Origin of the sequence: Lentibacillus kimchii, from assembly GCF_042666895.1 — a bacterium.
GTDB lineage: Bacteria > Bacillota > Bacilli > Bacillales > Amphibacillaceae > Lentibacillus > Lentibacillus kimchii.
In genome coordinates this window covers 1-22,045 of record NZ_JBHTGR010000055.1, presented here as the reverse complement: position 1 = coordinate 22,045, position 22,045 = coordinate 1, and the positions used below count along the sequence as shown (strand labels likewise).

General features: G+C 44.5%; 17 protein-coding genes, 14 tRNA genes, 2 rRNA genes and 1 pseudogene. 5 read left to right on the top strand and 29 right to left on the bottom strand.

Annotation, left to right across the window (positions count from 1 at the left end):
• Positions 1 to 82 precede the first annotated feature (82 nt).
• Positions 83 to 277, top strand: coding sequence for a hypothetical protein (locus ACFQU8_RS10875; RefSeq protein ID WP_382359781.1), 195 nt, complete (start codon positions 83 to 85; stop codon positions 275 to 277).
• Between the two features lie 139 nt (positions 278 to 416).
• On the opposite strand, the gene ACFQU8_RS10870 is transcribed toward ACFQU8_RS10875, so the two are convergent.
• From ACFQU8_RS10870 to hmpA, 3 genes are all read right to left on the bottom strand, one after another.
• Positions 417 to 1,277 (bottom strand): EamA family transporter, encoded by an 861-nt coding sequence (locus ACFQU8_RS10870; protein WP_382359778.1) that lies wholly within the window; start codon positions 1,275 to 1,277, stop codon positions 417 to 419.
• Between the two features lie 142 nt (positions 1,278 to 1,419).
• Complete coding sequence (locus tag ACFQU8_RS10865) at positions 1,420 to 1,608, bottom strand: gamma-type small acid-soluble spore protein (protein WP_382359775.1); 189 nt, start codon at positions 1,606 to 1,608, stop codon at positions 1,420 to 1,422.
• An 84-nt stretch (positions 1,609 to 1,692) separates the two neighbouring features.
• Complete coding sequence (hmpA, locus tag ACFQU8_RS10860; RefSeq protein ID WP_382359772.1) at positions 1,693 to 2,946, bottom strand: NO-inducible flavohemoprotein; 1,254 nt, start codon at positions 2,944 to 2,946, stop codon at positions 1,693 to 1,695.
• 197 nt (positions 2,947 to 3,143) lie between these two features.
• Here hmpA and ACFQU8_RS10855 point away from each other — a divergent pair, with 197 nt between their 5' ends.
• Positions 3,144 to 3,989, top strand: a complete 846-nt coding sequence (locus tag ACFQU8_RS10855) for a metallophosphoesterase (RefSeq protein ID WP_382359769.1) — start codon at positions 3,144 to 3,146, stop codon at positions 3,987 to 3,989.
• 110 nt (positions 3,990 to 4,099) lie between these two features.
• Here ACFQU8_RS10855 and ACFQU8_RS10850 read toward each other — a convergent pair whose 3' ends face one another.
• From ACFQU8_RS10850 to ACFQU8_RS10810, 9 genes are all read right to left on the bottom strand, one after another.
• Positions 4,100 to 5,971, bottom strand: a complete 1,872-nt coding sequence (locus ACFQU8_RS10850) for a PTS fructose transporter subunit IIABC (protein WP_382359766.1) — start codon at positions 5,969 to 5,971, stop codon at positions 4,100 to 4,102.
• Positions 5,972 to 5,989: 18 nt separating this feature from the next.
• Positions 5,990 to 6,904 (bottom strand): 1-phosphofructokinase, encoded by a 915-nt coding sequence (gene pfkB, locus ACFQU8_RS10845; RefSeq protein WP_382359763.1) that lies wholly within the window; start codon positions 6,902 to 6,904, stop codon positions 5,990 to 5,992.
• Positions 6,901 to 7,650 carry a DeoR/GlpR family DNA-binding transcription regulator gene (locus ACFQU8_RS10840; protein WP_382359760.1) on the bottom strand — a complete coding sequence of 250 codons (750 nt, stop codon included), beginning with the start codon at positions 7,648 to 7,650 and terminating at the stop codon, positions 6,901 to 6,903. The genes pfkB and ACFQU8_RS10840 overlap by 4 nt, the downstream gene beginning before the upstream one ends.
• A gap of 135 nt (positions 7,651 to 7,785) precedes the next feature.
• Complete coding sequence (cbpA, locus tag ACFQU8_RS10835; protein ID WP_382359757.1) at positions 7,786 to 8,412, bottom strand: cyclic di-AMP binding protein CbpA; 627 nt, start codon at positions 8,410 to 8,412, stop codon at positions 7,786 to 7,788.
• A 366-nt stretch (positions 8,413 to 8,778) separates the two neighbouring features.
• Complete coding sequence (locus ACFQU8_RS10830) at positions 8,779 to 9,732, bottom strand: hydroxyacid dehydrogenase (protein WP_382359754.1); 954 nt, start codon at positions 9,730 to 9,732, stop codon at positions 8,779 to 8,781.
• 160 nt (positions 9,733 to 9,892) lie between these two features.
• Positions 9,893 to 11,425, bottom strand: coding sequence for a BCCT family transporter (locus tag ACFQU8_RS10825; protein ID WP_382359751.1), 1,533 nt, complete (start codon positions 11,423 to 11,425; stop codon positions 9,893 to 9,895).
• Positions 11,426 to 11,710: 285 nt separating this feature from the next.
• A complete protein-coding gene (locus ACFQU8_RS10820; RefSeq protein ID WP_382359748.1) occupies positions 11,711 to 12,640 on the bottom strand; it encodes a glycine betaine ABC transporter substrate-binding protein in 930 nt (309 codons plus the stop codon).
• A gap of 510 nt (positions 12,641 to 13,150) precedes the next feature.
• Positions 13,151 to 14,512 (bottom strand): alanine/glycine:cation symporter family protein, encoded by a 1,362-nt coding sequence (locus ACFQU8_RS10815; protein WP_382359745.1) that lies wholly within the window; start codon positions 14,510 to 14,512, stop codon positions 13,151 to 13,153.
• Positions 14,513 to 14,721: 209 nt separating this feature from the next.
• Positions 14,722 to 15,594: a DMT family transporter gene (locus tag ACFQU8_RS10810; protein WP_382359741.1), complete on the bottom strand. Its 873-nt coding sequence runs from the start codon at positions 15,592 to 15,594 to the stop codon at positions 14,722 to 14,724.
• 279 nt (positions 15,595 to 15,873) lie between these two features.
• On the opposite strand from ACFQU8_RS10810, the gene ACFQU8_RS10805 reads away from it, so the two are divergent.
• Both ACFQU8_RS10805 and ACFQU8_RS10800 read left to right on the top strand, forming a co-directional pair.
• The gene (locus ACFQU8_RS10805) at positions 15,874 to 16,761 is read left to right on the top strand and encodes a fructose bisphosphate aldolase (protein WP_382359738.1); all 888 of its coding nucleotides are present in this window, start codon (positions 15,874 to 15,876) and stop codon (positions 16,759 to 16,761) included.
• A 240-nt stretch (positions 16,762 to 17,001) separates the two neighbouring features.
• A complete protein-coding gene (locus ACFQU8_RS10800; RefSeq protein ID WP_382359735.1) occupies positions 17,002 to 17,736 on the top strand; it encodes a glucose 1-dehydrogenase in 735 nt (244 codons plus the stop codon).
• Positions 17,737 to 17,822: 86 nt separating this feature from the next.
• Here ACFQU8_RS10800 and cax read toward each other — a convergent pair.
• Positions 17,823 to 18,890, bottom strand: a pseudogene (gene cax, locus ACFQU8_RS10795) (calcium/proton exchanger); the annotation flags it as partial.
• Positions 18,891 to 19,070: 180 nt separating this feature from the next.
• Between cax and ACFQU8_RS10790 the strand changes: the two are divergent.
• Complete coding sequence (locus ACFQU8_RS10790) at positions 19,071 to 20,057, top strand: diaminopimelate dehydrogenase (protein ID WP_382359732.1); 987 nt, start codon at positions 19,071 to 19,073, stop codon at positions 20,055 to 20,057.
• A 180-nt stretch (positions 20,058 to 20,237) separates the two neighbouring features.
• Here the strand turns inward: ACFQU8_RS10790 and ACFQU8_RS10785 are convergent.
• The 16 genes from ACFQU8_RS10785 to ACFQU8_RS10710 all read right to left on the bottom strand — a co-directional run.
• A tRNA-Leu gene (locus ACFQU8_RS10785) sits at positions 20,238 to 20,319 on the bottom strand.
• A 15-nt stretch (positions 20,320 to 20,334) separates the two neighbouring features.
• Positions 20,335 to 20,405 (bottom strand) — tRNA-Cys (locus ACFQU8_RS10780).
• Between the two features lie 14 nt (positions 20,406 to 20,419).
• Positions 20,420 to 20,491 (bottom strand) — tRNA-Gly (locus ACFQU8_RS10775).
• Positions 20,492 to 20,497: 6 nt separating this feature from the next.
• Positions 20,498 to 20,572: transfer RNA gene (locus tag ACFQU8_RS10770), tRNA-Gln, on the bottom strand.
• 14 nt (positions 20,573 to 20,586) lie between these two features.
• Positions 20,587 to 20,662: transfer RNA gene (locus tag ACFQU8_RS10765), tRNA-His, on the bottom strand.
• A 14-nt stretch (positions 20,663 to 20,676) separates the two neighbouring features.
• Positions 20,677 to 20,750: transfer RNA gene (locus ACFQU8_RS10760), tRNA-Trp, on the bottom strand.
• Positions 20,751 to 20,759: 9 nt separating this feature from the next.
• A tRNA-Tyr gene (locus ACFQU8_RS10755) sits at positions 20,760 to 20,845 on the bottom strand.
• Positions 20,846 to 20,855: 10 nt separating this feature from the next.
• Positions 20,856 to 20,928, bottom strand: a tRNA-Phe gene (locus ACFQU8_RS10750).
• A gap of 26 nt (positions 20,929 to 20,954) precedes the next feature.
• Positions 20,955 to 21,031, bottom strand: a tRNA-Asp gene (locus ACFQU8_RS10745).
• 59 nt (positions 21,032 to 21,090) lie between these two features.
• Positions 21,091 to 21,167: transfer RNA gene (locus tag ACFQU8_RS10740), tRNA-Met, on the bottom strand.
• 105 nt (positions 21,168 to 21,272) lie between these two features.
• Positions 21,273 to 21,345, bottom strand: a tRNA-Val gene (locus tag ACFQU8_RS10735).
• Positions 21,346 to 21,397: 52 nt separating this feature from the next.
• A tRNA-Glu gene (locus ACFQU8_RS10730) sits at positions 21,398 to 21,472 on the bottom strand.
• Between the two features lie 18 nt (positions 21,473 to 21,490).
• Positions 21,491 to 21,583: transfer RNA gene (locus ACFQU8_RS10725), tRNA-Ser, on the bottom strand.
• Between the two features lies 1 nt (position 21,584).
• Positions 21,585 to 21,659, bottom strand: a tRNA-Asn gene (locus tag ACFQU8_RS10720).
• Between the two features lie 41 nt (positions 21,660 to 21,700).
• Positions 21,701 to 21,816: ribosomal RNA gene (gene rrf / locus ACFQU8_RS10715) — 5S ribosomal RNA — on the bottom strand.
• 129 nt (positions 21,817 to 21,945) lie between these two features.
• A 23S ribosomal RNA gene (locus ACFQU8_RS10710) occupies positions 21,946 to 22,045 on the bottom strand; the annotation flags it as partial.

Genomic DNA, 22,045 nt, shown 5'->3' with positions numbered 1-22,045 from the left:
CACAATGGTTAGATGATCGCATAAACTTGCGAATAAGAGTTGATACTAACTAACAACACGTATGTGGAATGGAGGGTTCATGATGAAACGCAATAAGCACTTCCGCAAGCATGTTAAAAACATCCAGAAAGAAACAAAGAATACCGTTATTTTAAACGACGTCGCTGGAAGTCCACCTAAAAAAACAAAACAGGAAAACGAAGAGCTGTTGACGCCAGCTGAAAAAGTTGCCACTCATAACATTGACGGCAAAACATGGCAGGATACAGACAAGTAAAGTAGCGCATAAATGTTAACGCTATCATTCATCTATTACGATTTATAACCTGACGGAAAGGGCTGGGACAGCATTTGAGTGATCATTTTACCAGCTGAGTCCCAGCTCCTCTTTCGTTTATATGCCAAATAATCATTGTCTACTGCAGCGCAATTGTAATCACGCCAGCAACCATCGTACAGGCTGCGGCAATCCGGCGTATTCCGAAACCTTCTTTCAGCATAAAACTGCCTAAAATCGTTCCAATCAGAATGCTCATTTCGCGCACTGGCGCAACATGACTCACCGGCGTAAACGTCATAGCAATCAGAACAAGTATATAGGCAAGCTGATTCAAAATGCCAACACCAATGGCCTCTTGTTTATGTTCGCGCCATTCCTGACGGACACGCTGCCAGTCCCGCACGACAAACGGAGTCAGTATAAGCGCTTGAAACACAATACTCCCATAAATCAGTATAAGCGGCTGCATCATCACAACACTGACAGCACCTTTATCGAGAAGCGTATATGAAGCGATCATCACGCCAATGAGAAGCCCATAGGAGACCGGCACCAATGTTGAAGCCTTTTTGATGGCGTCTAAACCGCCTGTTATAACAAATATACTGAATGTGATTAGCAGTATACCGATAATCCCGGCTGCCGAAAGTTTTTCACCATAAATAAAAAAGGCAGCTACGGCTACAATTAAAGGGCCTGTTCCTCGGCAAATCGGATAGATCAGCGACAGATCACCGACTTTATAGCCCTTCTGCAGCAAGAGCGAATAAGCTAAATGAATAAGTGCACTGCCGGCCATGAAGCCCACTTCCAGCCAGCCAATCTGAACACCCTGCAAAACAATAAAGCCAATCACAAAAGGTGCATAAACAAGAAGACTGACAACCATATAAAGCCAGACAAATGTATCGCCGCCTTCCGATCGTTTTGCTAAGTAATTCCAGGTTGCATGCATGAAGGCTGAGACGATAATAAGTGCCAGTGCCAAAATTGACATAAAAGCTCCTCCCCTTTTGCCCAGCAAAACATGAGCTGATAAAAAACAACATATTTTACCATTATATCATAAACTGCTCTTTTTTGGAAAAAATGCCACACAGATCAACACTGCGTGGCATTTATGCTTCTGGCAGGGAGGATTACTGATCTTTGCGCTGATTAGCCGCAGACTGCTGATTTTGCCGTTTAACCTCTGCTGTATTCGTATCACTATAAATATGGGTCCCATGGCCGCCGGTTGTCCGGGCAATCCATTCTTTTGCTTCATTATACGACAGACCGGAACGTTGGCTTTGTTCCTTAACCTTATCGTCTTCATATTGCGCCATAGAAAAAACACCTCCATTACATGATAGGGTTAGTATCTGTAACAGAGGCTGTTTCATAACACCATTATATACCTTGCCTATAGCTTAAGCGTCATTTAACACACTGACAGGGTTAAAGACTTCATAATGCCTGTTCTCACCTGTCGTACCCCACGCTTTAAGGGCGCTGTCAACAGCTTTCATAAACGGTGCCGGGCCGCAACAATAAAAGTCCGCTTTATTTCCGGATTCCAGAATCGACTGCAGCCAGGGAAGATCAACAACGCCTTCTTTATCATAACGCTGGTCTGTTTTGTCCGCATGACTCGGACTGTCATAGCAGACATACGTTGTAATGTTCGAATGCTCAGCTGTGAGTTGCTCAACCTGTTCCTTCATGGCATGGGCAGCACTGTTTTGCGTGGCATGAATATAAGTGACAGGCCGATTCGGTTCCTGTTCAGCAATTGTATTCAGCATCCCGACAACAGGTGTCATGCCGATGCCGCCGCTCAAGAGGACAAGCGGTTTATCCTCGCTTGCGATGGTGAAGTCACCCGCAGGAGCAGAAAACGGCAGTATATCCCCTTCTGCCACGTGATCATGCAGATAACTTGATACGACGCCATCAGGCATGCCATTACGGCCTTTTTCCCGTTTAACGCCTATTTTATAATAATCTTTTCCAGAAGGGCCGCACAAACTGTATTGCCGCATATGTGTGTAAGGTTCACCTTCAATGTCCAGTTTTAACGTCAGATATTGTCCAGCTTTATAATCAGGGATAGAATCGCCATCTTGCGGTTTCAATGTCAGCGTAATGATATCAGGGGTTTCCTGGACTTTTTCTGTCACAATAAAGTTGCGAAATCCTTGCCAGCCACCTTCTTGCTGGAGAGTATCTGCATATTTTTGCTGTTCCAGGTCAATGAACAGATCAGCAATGTATTGATAGGCCTCGCCCCAAGCGTCCATAATCTCATCTGTGGCCGCGTCACCCAGAACATCTTTAACTGCCTGAAGCAATGCCTCGCCAACAACCGCATACTGCTCGGGTTTAACACCAAGCGATACGTGCTTTTCCGCAATGCGCTCCACAAGCTGCTGAATGTTTTCAAGGCTGTCTATATTTTCACCTGCAGCATAGACCGAATAGACCAGTGCTTCCTGCTGAAGGCCGCGTTTTTGATTCGTCTGATTAAATATATGACGAAGCTCAGGGGCTTTAGCAAATAACAGTTCATAGAAATGCGTGCCAATCGCTTTACTGTGTTCCTTCAGAACAGGTGCACTCGATTTTACGATGTTTAGTTTCTCAGTATCCAGACTCAATGTTGGTCCCTCCATCATTGTTTTCATGATCAGGATTGATCCTGTACATATTATGATAAACCCCAATGACGTCACTAAATGTGATCTATGTCACACTTAGACGGGAAGTTTGTGACACTTATGTGAACCATTCAGCTTAACTGTCATTTAAAAAATGGCTTTTGACAAAAAGACTGTGCTACACTAACGTTGTTCCGTATTTGTTTGAACGTGAGGTGGTGCCCATGAAAAAACTGCTGGCTATTCTAGGGTTTATCCTCGTTATGATCACCTGTTCAGCGAGGATATATCGGGATACGTATCATTTTAAACTGAAAGAGGTATTCCTCTCCAGCGGCAAATTGCCAAAGGGGGAAATGCTTTCCGTACTGCAGATCAGTGACCTGCACGACCATGTCTTTGGTCCTGACAACAAGCAGCTCATCCGCACAGTCAAACAGGCTGATCCTGATTTAATTGTGCTGACAGGCGATCTTATCGACCGGAAAACAACCTCATTCAGCAATGTTTTATCACTGATTGATCAGCTGATTGCCATTAACAAACATATCTACTTTGTTCCAGGGAATCATGAATGGGGAAATAATCGAACAAACGCGTTTCTCAGCAGTCTGTACGCGCGGGGCATTACCATTTTAGCCAATCGGAATGTCCAATTGACTAAGAGGGGCCTGACGGTTAATCTGGCCGGTACTGATGATCCGGCAACAGAACGTGATAACCTCGATGACGCATTTTGCGGACTAACCAGCAGCCACTATACCATTTTGCTGGCCCATGCCCCGGAAATCGTCACCATAGCTGACAGTATACCGGCTGATCTGATTTTAAGCGGCCATACGCATGGCGGTCAGGTGCGTTTCCCCTTTATCGGGGCATTGGTCGCACCCGGCCAGGGCGTTTATCCTAAACTGGACAAAGGAACCTATCAGCTTGGTCCAGAACAGTACGTGTACATTGACAGCGGACTGGGCACAACAAGACTGCCAATTCGCTTTCTTAACCAAAGCCAGCTCAGTTTGGTAACTATAACTGGAAAACCTGAAATATCATTCGAACAACCCGATTAAATCGGGGAGTGCCAATCAACCGCCCCGGAAATAGAGCCGCCTTCCGCAGGCGGCCCTAGCACTCGTCTTTAAAATTGATACATTTCGTTATGCCCAACCTTCTCCGGTCATCATGTCTGCACAGGTTTTTTCCACAAACCGAGAATAAGTGCTGCGATAACCGAACCGATCACAAGGGCAAGCAGGAACAAAATTGCGTGATCAGCCAATGGAATGACGAATATGCCGCCATGTGGAGCTGGTATCGAACTATGCCAGAGCTGTGTCAGCCCACCGCCGATAACAGCGCCAATCACGGATGACCCGATGACACGAAGCGGATCAGCTGCCGCAAACGGAATAGCACCTTCTGTAATAAACGACAAGCCCATCACATAGTTCGTCAAGCCTGATTGACGCTCTTCTTCGGTGAACTTCGCTTTAAAGAACGTCGTAGCCAGTGCAATGGCAATTGGCGGAATCATGCCGCCAACCATCACAGCAGCCATCAGACTGCCGTCACCCGTGTCAGTAAAAATACCAATTGAAAATGTGTAAGCCGCTTTATTAAAAGGACCACCCATATCAAGAGCCATCATCCCGCCAAGCAAGGCGCCGAGAATAACGGCATTCCCTGTTCCGAGACCTTCCAGAAAGCTGATCATACCAGTGTTAATAGTTGAGAAAACCGGGTCAATCGCCACATACATCAGCAGGCCAGTCAAAAGTAAGCCAATGACCGGATAAATCAAAACGGACTTCAAACCATCCAGCGACTTAGGCAGATCGCGGAACCAGCGCTTCACTAACAGCATGATATAACCGGCCAGAAAACCGGCGACCAGACCACCCAGGAAGCCGGCATTGCTGTCGACTGCCATAACACCGCCGACAAGACCAGGCATCAGCCCGGGGCGATCCGCAATGCTCATGGCAATGTAGCCGGCAAGGATCGGGATCAGAAAGTCAAATGCATTATTTCCCACTGTATTAAAAAACTTGAATAATTCGCTGTCGTCACTGGCAACCCCTTCAATTAAGAAAGAAATCGCCATCAAAATGCCGCCGCCGACAACAAAAGGCAGCATGTGTGAAACACCATTCATCAAATCTTTATAAATTGAACGCCAAAAAGAAGTGGCTGTCTCGTCCTCAGAAGACGTTTCAGCAGATTCATCTTTATGAAAAATTGGCACGTCCTGGCTGACAGCTTTACTGATCAGTTCCTCTGCGTTATTAATGCCGGCGCTGACCGGACGCTCAAGCACCGGTTTCTGATCAAACCGGTTCATAGCAACATTTTTATCGGCAGCAATGATAACCCCGGATGCCTGATCAATTTCGGACTGAGTCAGCACATTTGCTGCACCGTCTGAACCATTTGTTTCAACACGAATATCAACACCCATTTCGCTGGCTTGCTTTTTCAGAGAATCTTCCGCCATATACGTATGGGCAATGCCGGTCGGGCAAGCGGTTACAGCTACGACGAACGGCCGGTTTTCGGCTTGCGCTGTATCTGCCGCATCAGTATCTGCTTCACCGGATTCCGGCTCTTCCTGTTTGAAAATAGCCTGAACCTCATCAGGTGTTCCTGCATCCATCAGCCGGGCTATAATATCCTGGTCAATCAGTTTGCGTGATAATGCCGCCAATGTCTCTAAATGCGTATCATCCGCACCGTCTGGGACAGCGATCATAAAAAATAAATACGCCGGCTTGCCATCAAGCGATTCATAATCGAGACCGTTTTTGCTTTTCGCAAACAAGACAGCCGGCTCGCTGACGGCATCTGTTTTGGCGTGCGGCATCGCTATCCCATCGCCAAGCCCAGTCGATGTTTGGGCTTCACGTTCGAAAATCGCCTGTCTGAATGTGTCCGTATCGCTCACAATGCCTTTTTCGGCCATGGCATGAATCATTTCATCAATGGCAGCTGTTTTAGTGTCAGCCTCCATGTCCATAATCATAATATCTTTACGCAGCATGTCATAAATAGCCATGTCACTGGTCCCTCCCTGTTAATCGATGCGTTGAATCGTAATGTTTTTGGTCAAATCCTCAATGGCTCCTCTTTCTGCCAGATCATCCGAAAACGCGGTGGCACTTCCGGCTGCTAGACTAAGTAAGAACGCGTCCGTAACATCACCTGTTTCCGCCCATTTGCCTGTGAATCCGGCAATCATCGAGTCACCCGAGCCAACCGAGTTTTTCACCTGGCCGGTCGGTGCCGATCCATGATAGACACCATTGTCTGTCAGCAGCAAGGCGCCGTCACCGCCAAGAGACACAAGCGCATGCCGGGCACCCAGATCCAGCAGTTTTTGTCCGCAGCGACTAATATCCTGCCGATTATGAAGTGTGACGCCAAAGAATTCAGCCAGTTCATGCTGGTTCGGCTTAACAATCAGCGGCTTAAAGCTAAGGGCAGTCTTTAGTGCCTCACCTGTCGTATCGAACACAAGCTGAGCCCCCGTCTGAGCCATGCGCTGGATCAGCTGCTGCCGGAAGCTGTGGCTTAATGACGGCGGTGTACTGCCTGATAAAATCAGCGTATCCTGATCAGATATACCGTCAAGCTGATGCAGCAAGGCATCCGCTTCCTGCGCTGTTATCGTTGGACCAGGAGCGTTAATTTCAGTTTCGGTTTCTGATTTTAATTTAATATTAATTCTGCTGTCATCCTGAATCGGGGTGAAATCGGTGGCCAGCCCTGCTGTCTTTAACTCACCGGTTATAAAGTCACCAGTGAAACCGCCCGTGAAGCCCAAAGCCGTCGTATCATAGCTCAGTTCATGCAGCATCCGTGACACGTTAATTCCTTTGCCGCCTGCAAATGTCATACAGGTGTTTGCTTTATTTAACGCACCAAGTTCTAATGACGGCGTGTGAACAACATAGTCTATGGATGGGTTAAGTGTTATCGTATAGATCATTGCACAGCCTCCATGATGTTTGTTTTCTCTCTGTAATGATTCAAATGCTCATTCAAGCGATCTGTGATGACTGTAATTGCGTCCAGATCACACACTTTGGTAAAACTGATTTTATCCCATTTGCTTTGATCCGCTAACAAAAATGTTATCGCTGCCTGCTTGTGAGCTGTTTGTTTGAGTACTGCTTCTTCAGGATCCGGTGTTGTACAGCCAAATGCTGAATCAATACCATTCATGCCTAAGAAAGCTTTATCAAATCGGTAATAGCTGAGATCGTGTAAACTTTGTGATCCTATCATTGCCTTTGTATCATGCTTAATTCTGCCGCCTGTCAGGAATGTTTCAATTCCCTGATCTGCAAGCATGGAAGCATGCTGAATACCATTGGTCACGACCGTAATGCTCTGATCCGTCACGTATGGCAGTATCGCAAGTGTCGTCGTGCCAGCATCGATATAAATAACATCCCGATGTTCAATCAGACCAGCCGCTTTTTGGCCGATCATATCTTTATTTTGAACGTTTTTGAATGATTTCTCTTTTGTTGTTTGTTCCGTATCGAGCTGGTAGGCTCGTTTGGCACCGCCATGAATTCTGATCAGTTTCCCTTCCGCTTCCAGATGGTCCAGATCACGTCTGATCGTGGATTCAGAACAGCCGATAGCATCCATTAAATACTGTGACTTTAAAATCTGGTGCTGATTCAATTGATCTAAAATTAACTGATGCCGTTCTTCATTTAACATGCCATCAAGCCTCCTAATCATCAGAATACCAGCAAAAACAGTCAAAAACAACCACCAACATCACGATTCCAGCAGAAACCAGCAAAAAAAGCGCGAGGCAAATCGCCCCGCGCTTGTTATACCACCACTGACTGGTTATAAGTTTTCAATATCCGTCACAGTGAAATTCAGTTTTTCGAGTTCCTCCACAACCTGCCTCATCAGACGCTCATCAACATCATCAGGCAAAACAATGCACACGCGGCGCACAAACTGCGAATTATTATTCAGCGAAATCACACTTTGCACATTGCAGTATTTATTAACACCCCGAAGCATACGCTGCAGAGCACCCGAATACTCAATTGTGCCAATCGTGAGCGAATAACTGCCGTTGTGAACGCCCCATGCATTCTCCAGCACTTCGAGGATATTGCCGTTCGTCAAAATACCGAGAAAGTGTTTATCACGATCGACAACCCCTAAAAAGGGAAGCTTTTTAATGGACGAAAACACTTTAACAAAAGAATTGTCCTGATATACAAAACCATCGTTTTGATCCGCTACCAGCTGCTCAATGGAACCAGTAAACTGATTATCGAGCTGTTCACTCAATAAATGAACTTTATAAATGTTGCCGGCATACGTGTGACCGTCTTCATCAAGAACAGGAATACAGCGATAACCTGATTCCAGCAGCCTGTCGAGCACTTGCTGTTTCGCTTCATTAATTGTGGCATAAACGACATTTTCACGCGTGACATAATCCTCTTCAACCAGCATAAAACCCCTCCCATCGATTGACAGACAAAGAACTCAAACACGCCTTTCCATCCCCAGCGAGATAATGACCTCACTTAAGCAACTGCTTAGGTAATCCAATATCTGTTTTATTCTCTGTATTACAAATATTTATACATCAATTTGACTTCTTTGTAAATACCTTATTTATAATCATTAAGAATATACCCGGCATTGATTTAAATTCATAATTATAATGAAATGAAGCCTTACCCGACAAACGAATGCCATCCAGCATTTTTAAATTCACCTGATGATAGATGCAGTTGTCATCTGCCGCTTGAAACAACCCTCCTAACTGCTCTCGACCCGCTAAATGAACGGTCATGTAATAGCTGATGGGCAAGCTCACACAACGGCACAAAGCGATTCCCTGCCATGCAGAACATTTATCACCTCACGAGCGACAAGCATAGCTGTCCGGGACTGCGCTTCATCTGTCAGACCCGCAATATGCGGTGATAACCTGATAGCTTCAATTTGCGCAAGCGGTGAATCACTTGGTACCGGTTCTTGTTCCAGCACATCCAGATAAGCTCCGGCAACTTGTTCTCTTTTCACTGCTTCCATCAGATCCTGTTCCTGCACAATGCCGCCCCTGGCTGAATTTATAATATAAGCGTGCCGTTTCATAAGCGGCAAATTAGCTTTATGAATCATATGCTTCGTTGCACGCGTCAATGGGACATGGACCGAGACAAAATCTGATTCCTGAAGCAATGTGTCAAGTGTTTCCACTGGCCGTACACCAGTTTCTGCCACTATATGATCATAAGGCGTCACAAAAGGATCATAGCCAATAACATCCATACCCAATGCTTTGGCTCTTGTTGCAACACGCTGAGCGATTTCGCCCATTCCAACGAGCCCGAGTGTTCGTTTATTCAATTCAAAACCTGTAAAAAATCGCCGGTCCCAACGGCCTTTTCGCACATCTGCATCTGCCTCGATTAACGGACGGTAAGCATCCAGCATAGCCGCTATCACATACTCGGCAACAGACGTCGCATTTGCATGTTTTGCGGCGATCACCGGTTTATTTCGTACCTCAGCCGCTTTTAAGTCAATATTATCAAGACCAACGCCTAAGCGCCCAATAACTTGTGCATGTTTTGCCGCATCAAGCAGTACCGAATCAACTTGTGTTTCATTACGGACAATCAGCGCATCATAATGAGGCGCCAGTTCAAGCAATTCGTCCCTTCTCCGCCCCAATTCCTGATCATAATCGACACGGCAGCCTTGCCGCTTGAGTTCATTAATCCCATCTTCCCACATTAACTCAGTTACCAGCACCTTCATAGCCTTCACTCCCCATTCGAATTCTGCAGGTCCTTATAGACTATATGAATATACCTCGCACCTTATTAAAAAAACGCGGCTTTCGGTAAAAACCGTAAAGCCACGTTTTAAGATCACTCAGCGGCGTGCAAAACAAAGCACGCAGCCTGGTGATTAATATTTATTCAAATCCCTGTTCCTTGTAAAGCTTCTTAACAACATGCGGAGCAGTCCAGAAAGTCGTCAAGAGTAATAAGGAGACAGGAACAGCTGTGACCACGATAAAGGACTGTAAGGAATCGATACTGTCTTCACCTAATGAAACCAGAACGACTGCGACTAGACCTATCAAGAATGCCCAGAACACTCGCAGCCATCTGGAAGGAGAACCATTACCGGTAATCGCCATTGAAATCGTAAGCGACATCGAGTCCGTTGTTGTAAGAACAAAAACAACCGTAGCAACAAGTAATAGAAATCCAATAATAGTTCCTAGCGGTAGGTTCTGAGCTATAGCCATCATAGCTGCAGGCTGACCGCCATCATTAAATGGACCTGACACAGAACCTGGATTCTTAAGTTCTTCAGAAATACCAGTCCCGCCAATGATAGTAAACCAGAATGTTGTAATAACTGGTGCAACAACTGCAACCGCCGTTACCAGTTCACGGACAGTACGTCCTCTAGAAATACGGCTGACAAACATGGCCATCATAGGTCCATAACCAATGAACCAGGCAAAGAAGAAGACCATCCATCCGCCTAGCCAGGCAAGATCACTACGTTGAGTGGTCATTTCAACAAAATCCTGAACATAGACGCCAAATGATTCTAAGAACGAATCAAAAATGAACATCGTTGGTCCAAGAACTACAATAGCTGCCACAAGAATAATAGATAATATGACATTGTAGCGGCTCATAAGCTGAATACCTTTATGAATGCCGGTAGCAGCAGACACACCAGCTGCAACAACGAGAACCGCAATAATTGCAATCTGTACTGTCAGAGTATTCGGAAGACCGAATAAATCCATCAAAGCGTAGCCCGCTTGAAGTCCGAGAAAGCCAACAGGGCCAATCGTACCAGCTGCAACAGAAATGATAGAAAATATATCTACAATTGCGCCAAATACACTCTTTTTCCGCATGATTTTCTCACCGACAATTGGATATAACAGCGCTCTAGGCTTAAGAGGCTGACCGCGGTGATAATGGGCATACATAAGAACGAATGTTCCAAGCGTTCCAAGAGAAACCCAAGCAAGAAAGCCCCAATCTACAAAGCTTGTTGCAAGTGCTGGAGCAACGGCTTCTGCAGTACCGCTTTCTACATCAAAGTGCGGCGGTGCTGTTAAAAAGTGACTTAACGGTTCCGCAGCGGCCCAAAATACGCCGCCTGCCGCGAGCAATGTACACATAATAATAGAAATCCATCTGAAAGTACTCATTTCAGGCTTATCAACATTACCCAGGCGAATTTTTCCGAATTTGGAATAGCCTAATACCAAAGCAATAATGAACGTTCCTAACAGCAAGACTTGATAAATTGGTCCAAAATATGTCGCCGATAAATCAAAGAAGTAATCGACACCATCCGACACCATATCTTGGTTTATCAAAGCCAGAATGACAAACAGTAGTAATATACCACCACTTATAATAAGGACAGGTTTGTCAATTACACCCTCTGTTTGCTGATTCGAATTCTTCAAAAGTGAGTTCCCCCTAGTTTAAATACCTGCACCATATGCAGCCTGCTAAGCATACCTATGTTTACAGGAACCAGTATTAAATAATATACAATTTTTCACGATACAGGTTCAATGAAAGTGTGTCAAATTTTATGTTATATTTTTATCAAACAGCCTCTTCTTTTTTGGCGTGCCCAGAAACCATTTTATATTCAGCATATACTATGATTTTGAATTTCTACATGATAAAAAACGGGGATGCCGTCTGAAGCATCCCCGTTTTTTATCATTTGTTAAACGATACGATTAATCTTCTCTTGGCACACCATCAAGCCATTCGTCGACTTTGTCAGGATTATCGTTAAGGAAGTTTTCAACCACTTTTTCGACATCCTTGTCTTCTTGATGAACTTTAGGCATCATTTCATTGATCATATCGTACGACTCATCATATTGTTCCAGAACTTTGTAGGCTCTTGGAGCATCATCTTTCAAATCATTACGGGCGACTGTATAAATCTGGTCGCCATCGCCGCCATAGATGCCTTTTGGATCTTCAAGCATTTTCAGATCCAATGAACCGAAAGCCCAATGCGGCTTCCAAAGCGGAACAACAATCGGTTCTTCGTTATCCATAGCTGACTGCAGTTCAGTAAGCATTGCAGCTTCTGAGCTTTCTGTAAGCTCCCATTTGTCCAGACCATATTCCTCAAGTGCCTTCCCGGTATTTTCCATAATACCGGCACCAGGGTCAATTCCAATAATCTTCCAGTCTACTGATTCGCCAAGTTCCTTATTACCTTTCAAATCTTCAACTGAGTTTACATCTTCCATGTAACTTGGAACAGTCAGAGCCAATGGCGCCTGGTCCAGCACCTGATTCACTTTTTCAAGACTGTCACCGTATTCTTCCCAGTAGGATTCGTGGGTTGCCGGCAGCCATGTCGATGTCTGGAAATCAGCGTCACCTTCCGCGACACTTGAGAACATCGGGCCAGCCTCTACCTGTTTAGTATCAACATTATAACCAACTTTCTCAAGCAGCTGGTTTAGCATTTCGGTACTGATTGTCTCACGGGCCCAAGCAACGTAAGGCTCCGTTAATTCTTTTTGACCAATTTCAGGTCCTTCACTTGTTTCTTCAGTGTCTTCGGAATCACTGCCATCCGAAGCATTACTGTCACCTTCCGCTTCGCTGTCGTCCCCGCCGCATGCTGCTAAGAGCATTGACAGCATCAGAACTAATGCGAAAACAGTTAAACGAATATTAAATCGTTTACTAAAAATAAAATAACCCCCTAGTATTTATAATACTGCAAGTCTTTAAATAAATATCCCTCTTGTAATATCTATTTAAAGAAATGCCCAAATCATCCAAAAAGATCTCAACAGCCTTATAATCACGGCCTGACCGTTTTTGAACAACTGTTTATAATCGTAACAAAATACTGACAAAACGTTAAATGAGTATTCTGACGAAAAAGTGATTAAATACGAACATTAATGCGATCCTCTTAATTATTTTAATATATTGCATTGTTTCAAGGAATAAAATGGCTATTTATACATATATGGAGCTTGTTCGTCTTCTTTGAATGATCTAGAAGACTCTATTTAATCCATTATTTTAAATTTTATGTCTTTTAACTCAGCGCATTAATCATGACTCCAGTTCCTCTGGAATCATTAAAAAAGCTTGCGGAAAGTGAAAATAACCGCAAGCTTATTTGTAATACAGCCATTAAATTACGATGCGTCCTTTTGTTCTTTTTCCTCCTTTGATTTCTGTTTAAAACGTTTCGTTTCAAATACGATAATCCCCGACAGTCCAAGCAGACCAATCAGGTTAGGAGCAGCCATCAGACCGTTCAGGATATCCGCCAGTGTCCAGACAGCATCGAGGGAGGCTGTTGCACCAACAAAAATGAACAGAACAAACACAGTACGATAGATCTTGACAGCAGTCGCACTCTTGAACAGGTATTGAAAGCACTTCTCCCCATAGTAGCCCCATCCCAGTATGGTAGATGTGGCGAAAAACAGCAGTCCGATCGTGATTAAATATGGGCCCGCACTGCCTAACAATGTGCCAAAAGCAGAAGACGTCAGTACGCCTGCTTCGATGGATGCGTCCTGCCAATTGCCGCTCATAACAATGGTGATACCAGTAATGGAACAAACAATAAAGGTATCAATTAATACTTGCGTCATGGAGACCAGGGCCTGTCTGCCGGGTAAGTCCGTTTTAGCTGCAGCGGCTGCTATAGGAGCCGATCCCAGCCCTGCTTCATTGGAAAATAACCCGCGGGCAACACCAAAGCGGATAACAGCACCAACCGTTCCGCCTGCGACTGCCTCGCCGCTGAAGGCATACGTAAAAATCGTTCCAATCGCTTCCGGTATTAGATTAATATGCGTTATCATGACAAACAATCCGGCAGCGATATAAAATACAGCCATAATCGGAACAAAGAATGATGTTACCCGGCCGATCCACTTAATACCGCCAAGAATAACCAATCCCGCGAATATGACAAGAATAATCCCCGTCAGCCAAAATGGCACAGAAAATGTGTCGTTCATTAAATCAGCAATCGCCTTTGCCTGTGTCCCATTGCCAATACCAAAGGCTGCAAGGGAGCCGAATATCGCAAACAATACGCCGAGCCATTTCTGTTTTAAGCCGTGTTCCAGATAATACATCGGACCGCCGGCCATATTGCCGTCAGCATCTTTCACACGGTACTTGACAGCCAGTATCGCTTCACCATACTTGGTTGCCATCCCGAAAAAACCAGCTACCCACATCCATAAAATAGCTCCAGGTCCACCCAGAACAACTGCCGTTGCCACCCCGACAATATTGCCAGTGCCCACTGTCGCGGCAGAAGCTGTCATAAGTGCCTGAAAGTGCGAAATATCGCCATCTGATTGTTTGTCCTGATTGCTTTTAGTAAAGGCAAGTTTTAACGCATAAGGCAGCGAACGAATCTGCAAAAAACCAAGCCTGATTGTTAAGTAAACCCCTGTGCCTACCAAAAGTACAAGTAAAGGAACCCCCCATACAAGACCACTCACCTGATCTAAAAATGCTTCAATTTGTGCCATAAGTGCCTCCCTCTTTTTTGTTCTTAGGATCATTTAAATCGTTACGGTCAGACTTGTCTATTTATTACAGTTAAACAGAATTGTCACTAAAATGTCAATCATGTTTTATGATTATTACAAAAATTTACATAGATAAATACTCGCCTCTACAAAAAGCGGCCCCAAACTTTAATGTCTGGGGCCGCTTTTCGTTCATATAACAGCGCCTTTTATCCCTGTTCTTTTGCCTGTTTATCCATTCGGCTGTTTTTCAAAAACATATAGAATGATGCCCCGAATATGATCACGTAACCTAAAACACTGAATAGTGTCGGAATCTGGCCAAACAGCACAATACTCAAAAGCGCTGAATAAACAACCGAGGAATATAAGAAGATTGAGATCTCACTTGCTGGTGCAAATTTATAAGCAAGTGTGATGCCAAACTGACCGACAGTTGCAAAAACACCTGCAAGAATGAGCAGCACCCATTGCTGCCACGTCATCGGTTCATACATAGCAACTGTGAACGGCAGGAGCAAGAGCGTTGTAAACAAAGAAAAGTAGAATACAACCGTGTAATGTTTTTCTTTATCACCCAGGACCCGCAGCATTGTATAGGCACTTGCTGCAAAAAACGCGCCAAAAACACCGCCAATATACGGAAGCAATTCACCCGAAAAATCCGGCTGAATAATGAACAGGGCCCCGCCAAACGCAATGATAACGGCTACAACCTGGAAGCGCCTGGCCGCTTCTTTAAGAAAAATAGCCGACAGAATAATCTGTATGAACGGACTGAGCTTATTCAGCATCTCCGCATCCGACAGCACGAGATGATCGAGCGCATAAAAATTAAGCACCATCCCCACTGCACCAAGGGCTGAACGAGAAAGCAGGTATTTCTGGTTTTCTTTTTTGCCGAATAATCTTTCCTTATTATAGATAACGAAGCCTACAGCTATAATACTGGCGATAATATTGCGAAAGAAGGCTTTCTGTATCGTAGGCACATCACCGGAAAGTTTGACAAAAGCGCCCATAAGCGAAAAACCTAATGCCGACACCAATAATAATAGGATTCCTTTATTGCGATTAGACATAGTTGTTCCTCCAGTTATCATGACAATCAATTTTCACCAAAGGGATATCATAATACAAATTTAAATTGATGAGAAGAAAAATGTTTAACCCCTAGTGGCAGCGGGATTAGCTGCCTGCTTTTTTTCTGAATAAACAATCAGTTCTGCTAATTGGCTAACTTATGCGATTGACTATTACACGACTTGTTTTCATGATATAATAATTTTGAGAAGCACTTTTGATCCAATAGCTTATTTCCCTAAAGAGAGAGCTTACAATGATAAAAAGGAGTGAAATACATGAATCAAAAACAACTTGACCAAATGAAAAATGCTGACGGGTTTATTGCAGCTCTTGATCAGAGTGGCGGCAGTACACCTAAAGCACTTGCTTTATATGGCATTCCCGAGGATCAGTATGACACGAATGAGCAAATGTTCGATCTCGTACATGAGATGCGGACACGGATTATTACATCCCCCGCTTTTGACTCGAACCGTATTATCGGTGCTATTTTATTCGAACATACGATGGACCGTGAAATTGACGGTCTCTACACCGGGGACTATTTAGCCGATGAAAAAGGGGTCGTCCCTTTTTTGAAGATCGACAAAGGACTTGCTGAAGAAGAAAATGGCGTGCAGCTGATGAAGCCTATCGATGACCTTGACGACAAATTGAAGCGGGCAAACGAGCGCCATATTTTTGGCACAAAAGAGCGTTCTGTCATTAAAGAAGCCAATGAAAAAGGCATCAAAGACGTTGTCGATCAGCAATTTGAAATTGGCCAAAAAGTCGTCGATGCCGGCTTGGTTCCGATTATCGAGCCAGAGGTGGATATTAACAGCCCGGAAAAAGAAAAATGCGAAGAACTGCTGAAAGCGGAGATTCAAAAGCATCTAGACAGCCTCAATCAGGACGATCTTGTTATGATTAAACTGACTATTCCAACGGTCTCCAATATGTACAAGGAACTGATTGAACATCCAAATGTCGTACGTGTCGTTGCCCTTTCCGGCGGCTATGAAACGAACGATGCAAATGAAAAACTAAAAGAAAATAACAACCTGATTGCAAGCTTTTCCCGAGCTCTGACACAAGATCTAAATGTCAGCCAGACAGACGAAGCATTTAATGAAACACTTGGAAAAGCTGTTGACTCGATCTATCAGGCATCCATTACATGAGGAAAAATCCTGCATACACCCTGGGCAAAATAGCCAGGGTGTTTTTTTATCTTTCCGCAGCGCATTAAGGGGCAGAAAAATTTAAATCATTGAAGGCTAAACGATTTAACCTGATACCATTAAGTGTTACGATATAATCGTAAAACATAATACTTATAAAAAAGTAATGGAAAACAGGCAGCTGAGTGGTTTATTAATTTATAATTCGCTGCCGGATCAACTACTTAGGAGGAATTCATCATGGGCAGATTAGACGGAAAAGTTGCGATTATTACAGGTGCAGCACAAGGTATGGGCGAGTCCCACGCCCGCAGATTTGTCAGTGAAGGTGCAAAAGTTGTTCTCGCTGATATTCTTGAAGAAAAAGGACAAGCCCTTGCTGATGAACTTGGAAACAATGCTAAGTTCATCAAGCTCGATGTCACGAATCAAGAAAGCTGGGAAAACGTCGTCGCTGAGACTGAAAGAGCATTTGGACTAATTAACATCTTGGTTAATAATGTAGGTATTACAACTACCAAATCGATTGAAGAGATGACGCTGGATGACTATCACAAAGTCGTCAGTCTTAACCAGATTTCCGTCTTTCTAGGTATGAAAACTGCTGTATCATCAATGAAAAAAGCCGAAAATGCATCAATTATTAACATTTCCTCAATGAATGGTCTTGTAGGCGGTGCAATTGGCTATACCGATACTAAATTTGCTGTCCGCGGCATGACCAAATCGGCTGCTCTTGAATTTGCTGATCAGGGCATCCGTGTTAATTCCGTACATCCTGGGGCAATTGAAACACCAATGATTGCTCAGGCTGATACAAAAGAAGCTGTTGCCGAATTTGCTAAAAGCATTCCAAACAAGCGCATTGCTAAACCTGAGGAAGTATCAAATCTTGTGTTGTTCCTCGCTTCAGACGAGTCAAGCTACAGCACTGGCTCCGAATTTGTCATGGATGGCGGTTTAACAGCACAATAATAAGTTAAAACCTAAACAGTTTTCAATATCACTATGCATGGCTGCCACGGTTCCTGCCCACAGCCATGCATTATTTTTGTCGGTATTTAAACAAAATAAAATCCAATGCCCATGATAATATAGGCACCCAATAAGACGGCACCATCAAACCAGTTCGAATCACCGTCCGTTGAGAGCATATTGATTAACAGAACAGCCGTTACCATACCGACCAGCTCAGGCATAGTGAACGTAAGCGGCATCCTTGGGCTGAACAGAAGCGACAGCAAAACAAGAACCGGCAGCACAAACATAGCCACTTGCAATGTGGAGCCGACCGCAATCTCCATAACAGCTTCCATTTTATTTTTATAGGCCATATAGACAGCTGAAACGTGTTCAGCCGCATTGCCAATAATTCCAACGATCATGACACCAATAAATAGCTCAGACAGCCCAAACTTAGCACCAACCACTTCGAACGTATCCACCAAATGATCGGACACATAAGCAACAGCTATCGTCGCAGTAGCCAATATGATCATCGCCTTAACTTTACCCCATTCAGGCGTTTCTTCTTCTTTCTTACTCTCCTCCGCATTATCTTTACCCTGATAGACACCGCGATGGGTAACAAATTTAAACAACATCGCAGCCATATATAACAGAATTAAAATAATAGAAATACCAGCACTCATAACCATTGTATCCTGCTTGTTCATCGTCTCAGTAAACACGACTGGCATTACAAAAGCCACAATGACAGCAAAAATAAGCAGTCCAGCATTATGCCTTGCCTGCTGAACAGCAAACGATTGACGTTTATATTTCAGACCACCCACAAAAAAAGACAGTCCAGCCACAAGCAATAAATTTCCCAGGATAGACCCTGTAAACGAAGCCAGAACAATATTGATCAGCCCAGCCTTAAGGGAGAAAAACGAAATAATTAATTCGACTGCATTGCCAAACGTTGCATTGAGCAGTCCGCCAATTCTGGGACCCATAACGATCGCCAGACTATCCGTTCCTCTGCCAATCACACTGGCCAGCGCAATAATTGTTAAGCAGTAAATAATAAACATCATGACAGCTGGCCATTGAAAAATAACACCAGCAACGGATACCGGAACACCGATAATACTGAGAATTGTAAGTGCTCTGTTCATTAAACAAACCTGCTTTCTTAACCGGGTAAGCTTAGACTAACCATCTAACGGTGACATTATAATTATGTCCAGGGATCTCCACATACATGATTAGCTGGCCAGTACTGGATATTTGCTTTCACGATTAAAATTATTTAAGCTAATAGGAGCAAGTTAAATTTTTTCTCAAAATAAGGAGAAATGGATATGAGCTCTAACATTAAACTTGGAATCGTTGGCTTCGGCAATCTGGGTAAAGGTGCCGCCAAAGCGATCAAAGCAACATCTGATTTGGACCTTGTAGCTGTTTTTACAAGGCGGGAACCTGAATCACTGAATATTAATGAACCTGGTGTACAAGCTGTACATATTGATCACGCTGAGGATTACCAGTCGGCTATTGATGTAATGCTGCTCTGCGGCGGTTCAGCTACAGATTTGCCAGAACAGACGCCGCATTTCGCTAGTATGTTCAATACGGTTAACAGTTATGATACCCATGCTAAGATCCCTGAATTCTATCAAACGGTCAATGACGCAGCAGCCAATCATCAAACAACCGCTATTATCTCAGTTGGCTGGGATCCGGGCTTATTTTCGATTAATCGTGTCATGGCTGATGCCATTTTACCGGAGGGCAAAAGTTATTCATTCTGGGGAGAGGGCCTCAGCCAAGGGCACTCCGATGCTGTAAGACGCGTCAACGGTGTTAAGAATGGTGTTCAGTACACTATCCCATCCGAAGAAGCGATTGAGCAAGTACGCAGCGGTGCTAATCCCGAATTATCAAAGTCTGATAAACATAGGCGTGTTTGCTATGTGGTTGCAGAAGAAAATGCCGACAAAGCCGCAATTGAACAAGAAATCAAGACAATGCCGAATTATTTTGCTGATTATCATACAGACGTTCATTTTATTTCAGATGAAGAATTGGAACGTGATCATGCCAAAGCTCCACATGGCGGGTTCATTATTAAAAGCGGTCAGACAGGCAGCACTAATCAGCAGTTGTACGAGTTTTCGCTTGCATTAGACAGTAACCCTGAATTCACTGCCAGTGTTCTGGTCGCCTATGCACGTGCAGCCTTCAGACTAAGTCAGGAAAAACAATTTGGGGCCAAAACCGTATATGATGTCGCACCAAGTTATATATCGCCCCTATCTGGAGAGGCCTTAAGAAGAGATTATTTATAAATAATAAGATGACACTATAGACAACAACTCCCTGTTACTCAGGGAGTTGTTTTATTATGAGTCCTGCATTGCGGTTGGTATGATTGCGGATGTCAGCTAAAAACAATTTAATTTAACGCATAAAAAAACAGGGTAATCATACCCTGTTTTTTATACACAATTGTTTATCTGCTATATCGATACCTGAGGTGGGGCTCGAACCCACACGCCCGTAGGCACAGCATTTTGAGTGCTGCGTGTCTGCCAATTCCACCACTCAGGCATAATCACTAAGTAGAGGCGGTAACCGGATTCGAACCGGTGATAAAGGTTTTGCAGACCTCTGCCTTACCACTTGGCTATACCGCCAAAGGAAGCAAAAGAGCGGAAGACGGGATTCGAACCCGCGACCCCCACCTTGGCAAGGTGGTGTTCTACCACTGAACTACTTCCGCATGTACTGGCTGGGCTAGCTGGATTCGAACCAGCGAATCACGGGATCAAAACCCGATGCCTTACCGCTTGGCTATAGCCCAATATTGAATAATGATGGGGCGACCGGTGGGGATCGAACCCACGAATGCCGGAGCCACAATCCGGTGCGTTAACCACTTCGCCACGACCGCCATAAATGGAATTATGGCAGGGGTAGCAGGAATCGAACCCGCATCAAAGGTTTTGGAGACCTTCGTTTTGCCATTAAACTATACCCCTGTATTCAAATGGTGGAGGGGGAGGGACTCGAACCCCCGAACCCTGAAGGAGCGGATTTACAGTCCGCCGCGTTTGGCCAGCTTCGCTACCCCTCCATTTTAAAGGTGGCTCGAGACGGAATCGAACCGCCGACACACGGATTTTCAGTCCGTTGCTCTACCTACTGAGCTATCGAGCCAATACTATGTACAATTGAACTTGAAATGGCGGTCCGGACGGGACTCGAACCCGCGACCTCCTGCGTGACAGGCAGGCGTTCTAACCAACTGAACTACCGGACCAGGATGTAAAGCAATTGTCACTGTTATCATTGGTAATAAGCATGAATCATTAATTAAATTGGTTGCGGGGGCAAGATTTGAACTTGCGACCTTCGGGTTATGAGCCCGACGAGCTTCCAGACTGCTCCACCCCGCGATATGAAAATTAAATAACCACATCACATTATATCACTAATAATATCAGTATACCATACCTTACTTAAAATGTTTGCTTACGATGCAATACATATATTTTAAGTGATGGAGGATGCAGGGCTCGAACCTGCGGCTTCTTGCTTGTAAGGCAAGTGCTCTCCCAGCTGAGCTAATCCTCCGGCACATTATATTGCACTCATTTGTATACTCGCAATAACTTATAAAAAGAAATGGTGACCCGTACGGGATTCGAACCCGTGTTACCGCCGTGAAAGGGCGGTGTCTTAACCTCTTGACCAACGGGCCAAATATCAAGAAAATAAATGGCGGAGAGCGAGGGATTCGAACCCTCGAGACCGTGAAAACGGTCTACACGATTTCCAATCGTGCTCCTTCGGCCAACTCGGACAGCTCTCCATGGCTCCACAGGCAGGATTCGAACCTGCGGCTACTCGGTTAACAGCCGAGGGCTCTACCGCTGAGCTACTGTGGAATAATCCAAAAGTTAGCACTCAGTTGCAGTTGAATGAAACTGCCTGGCAGCGTCCTACTCTTGCAAGGGTCAAACCCCAACTACCATCGGCGCTGGAGAGCTTAACTGCTGTGTTCGGCATGGAAACAGGTGTGTCCTCTCCGCTATCGCCACCAGACCTTATGCTGTTCTTTTATTCTAATGAAGCACAGAAACCATTATAAGCATTTTTAATTCAAAATGCAAGAGGTTTTTTAAACCTTTGCACCCTGAAAACTAAATAAGAGAACCATCAAGCTGCAACCTGTTAGTTAAGTCCTCGATCGATTAGTATCCGTCAGCTTCACGTGTCGCCACGCTTCCACCCCGGACCTATCAACCTCATCGTCTTTGAGGGATCTTACTCA

Excerpts from the sequence above, each read along its gene's own strand:
- ACFQU8_RS10875 (WP_382359781.1), top strand. The coding sequence starts at position 83 with ATGAAACGCAATAAGCACTTCCGCAAGCATGTTAAAAACATCCAGAAA.
- ACFQU8_RS10870 (WP_382359778.1), bottom strand. The coding sequence starts at position 1,277 with ATGTCAATTTTGGCACTGGCACTTATTATCGTCTCAGCCTTCATGCAT.
- ACFQU8_RS10865 (WP_382359775.1), bottom strand. The coding sequence starts at position 1,608 with ATGGCGCAATATGAAGACGATAAGGTTAAGGAACAAAGCCAACGTTCC.
- hmpA (WP_382359772.1), bottom strand. The coding sequence starts at position 2,946 with ATGAAAACAATGATGGAGGGACCAACATTGAGTCTGGATACTGAGAAA.
- ACFQU8_RS10855 (WP_382359769.1), top strand. The coding sequence starts at position 3,144 with ATGAAAAAACTGCTGGCTATTCTAGGGTTTATCCTCGTTATGATCACC.
- ACFQU8_RS10850 (WP_382359766.1), bottom strand. The coding sequence starts at position 5,971 with ATGGCTATTTATGACATGCTGCGTAAAGATATTATGATTATGGACATG.
- pfkB (WP_382359763.1), bottom strand. The coding sequence starts at position 6,904 with ATGATCTATACGATAACACTTAACCCATCCATAGACTATGTTGTTCAC.
- ACFQU8_RS10840 (WP_382359760.1), bottom strand. The coding sequence starts at position 7,650 with ATGTTAAATGAAGAACGGCATCAGTTAATTTTAGATCAATTGAATCAG.
- cbpA (WP_382359757.1), bottom strand. The coding sequence starts at position 8,412 with ATGCTGGTTGAAGAGGATTATGTCACGCGTGAAAATGTCGTTTATGCC.
- ACFQU8_RS10830 (WP_382359754.1), bottom strand. The coding sequence starts at position 9,732 with ATGAAGGTGCTGGTAACTGAGTTAATGTGGGAAGATGGGATTAATGAA.
- ACFQU8_RS10820 (WP_382359748.1), bottom strand. The coding sequence starts at position 12,640 with ATGCTGTCAATGCTCTTAGCAGCATGCGGCGGGGACGACAGCGAAGCG.
- ACFQU8_RS10815 (WP_382359745.1), bottom strand. The coding sequence starts at position 14,512 with ATGGCACAAATTGAAGCATTTTTAGATCAGGTGAGTGGTCTTGTATGG.
- ACFQU8_RS10810 (WP_382359741.1), bottom strand. The coding sequence starts at position 15,594 with ATGTCTAATCGCAATAAAGGAATCCTATTATTATTGGTGTCGGCATTA.
- ACFQU8_RS10805 (WP_382359738.1), top strand. The coding sequence starts at position 15,874 with ATGAATCAAAAACAACTTGACCAAATGAAAAATGCTGACGGGTTTATT.
- ACFQU8_RS10800 (WP_382359735.1), top strand. The coding sequence starts at position 17,002 with ATGGGCAGATTAGACGGAAAAGTTGCGATTATTACAGGTGCAGCACAA.
- ACFQU8_RS10790 (WP_382359732.1), top strand. The coding sequence starts at position 19,071 with ATGAGCTCTAACATTAAACTTGGAATCGTTGGCTTCGGCAATCTGGGT.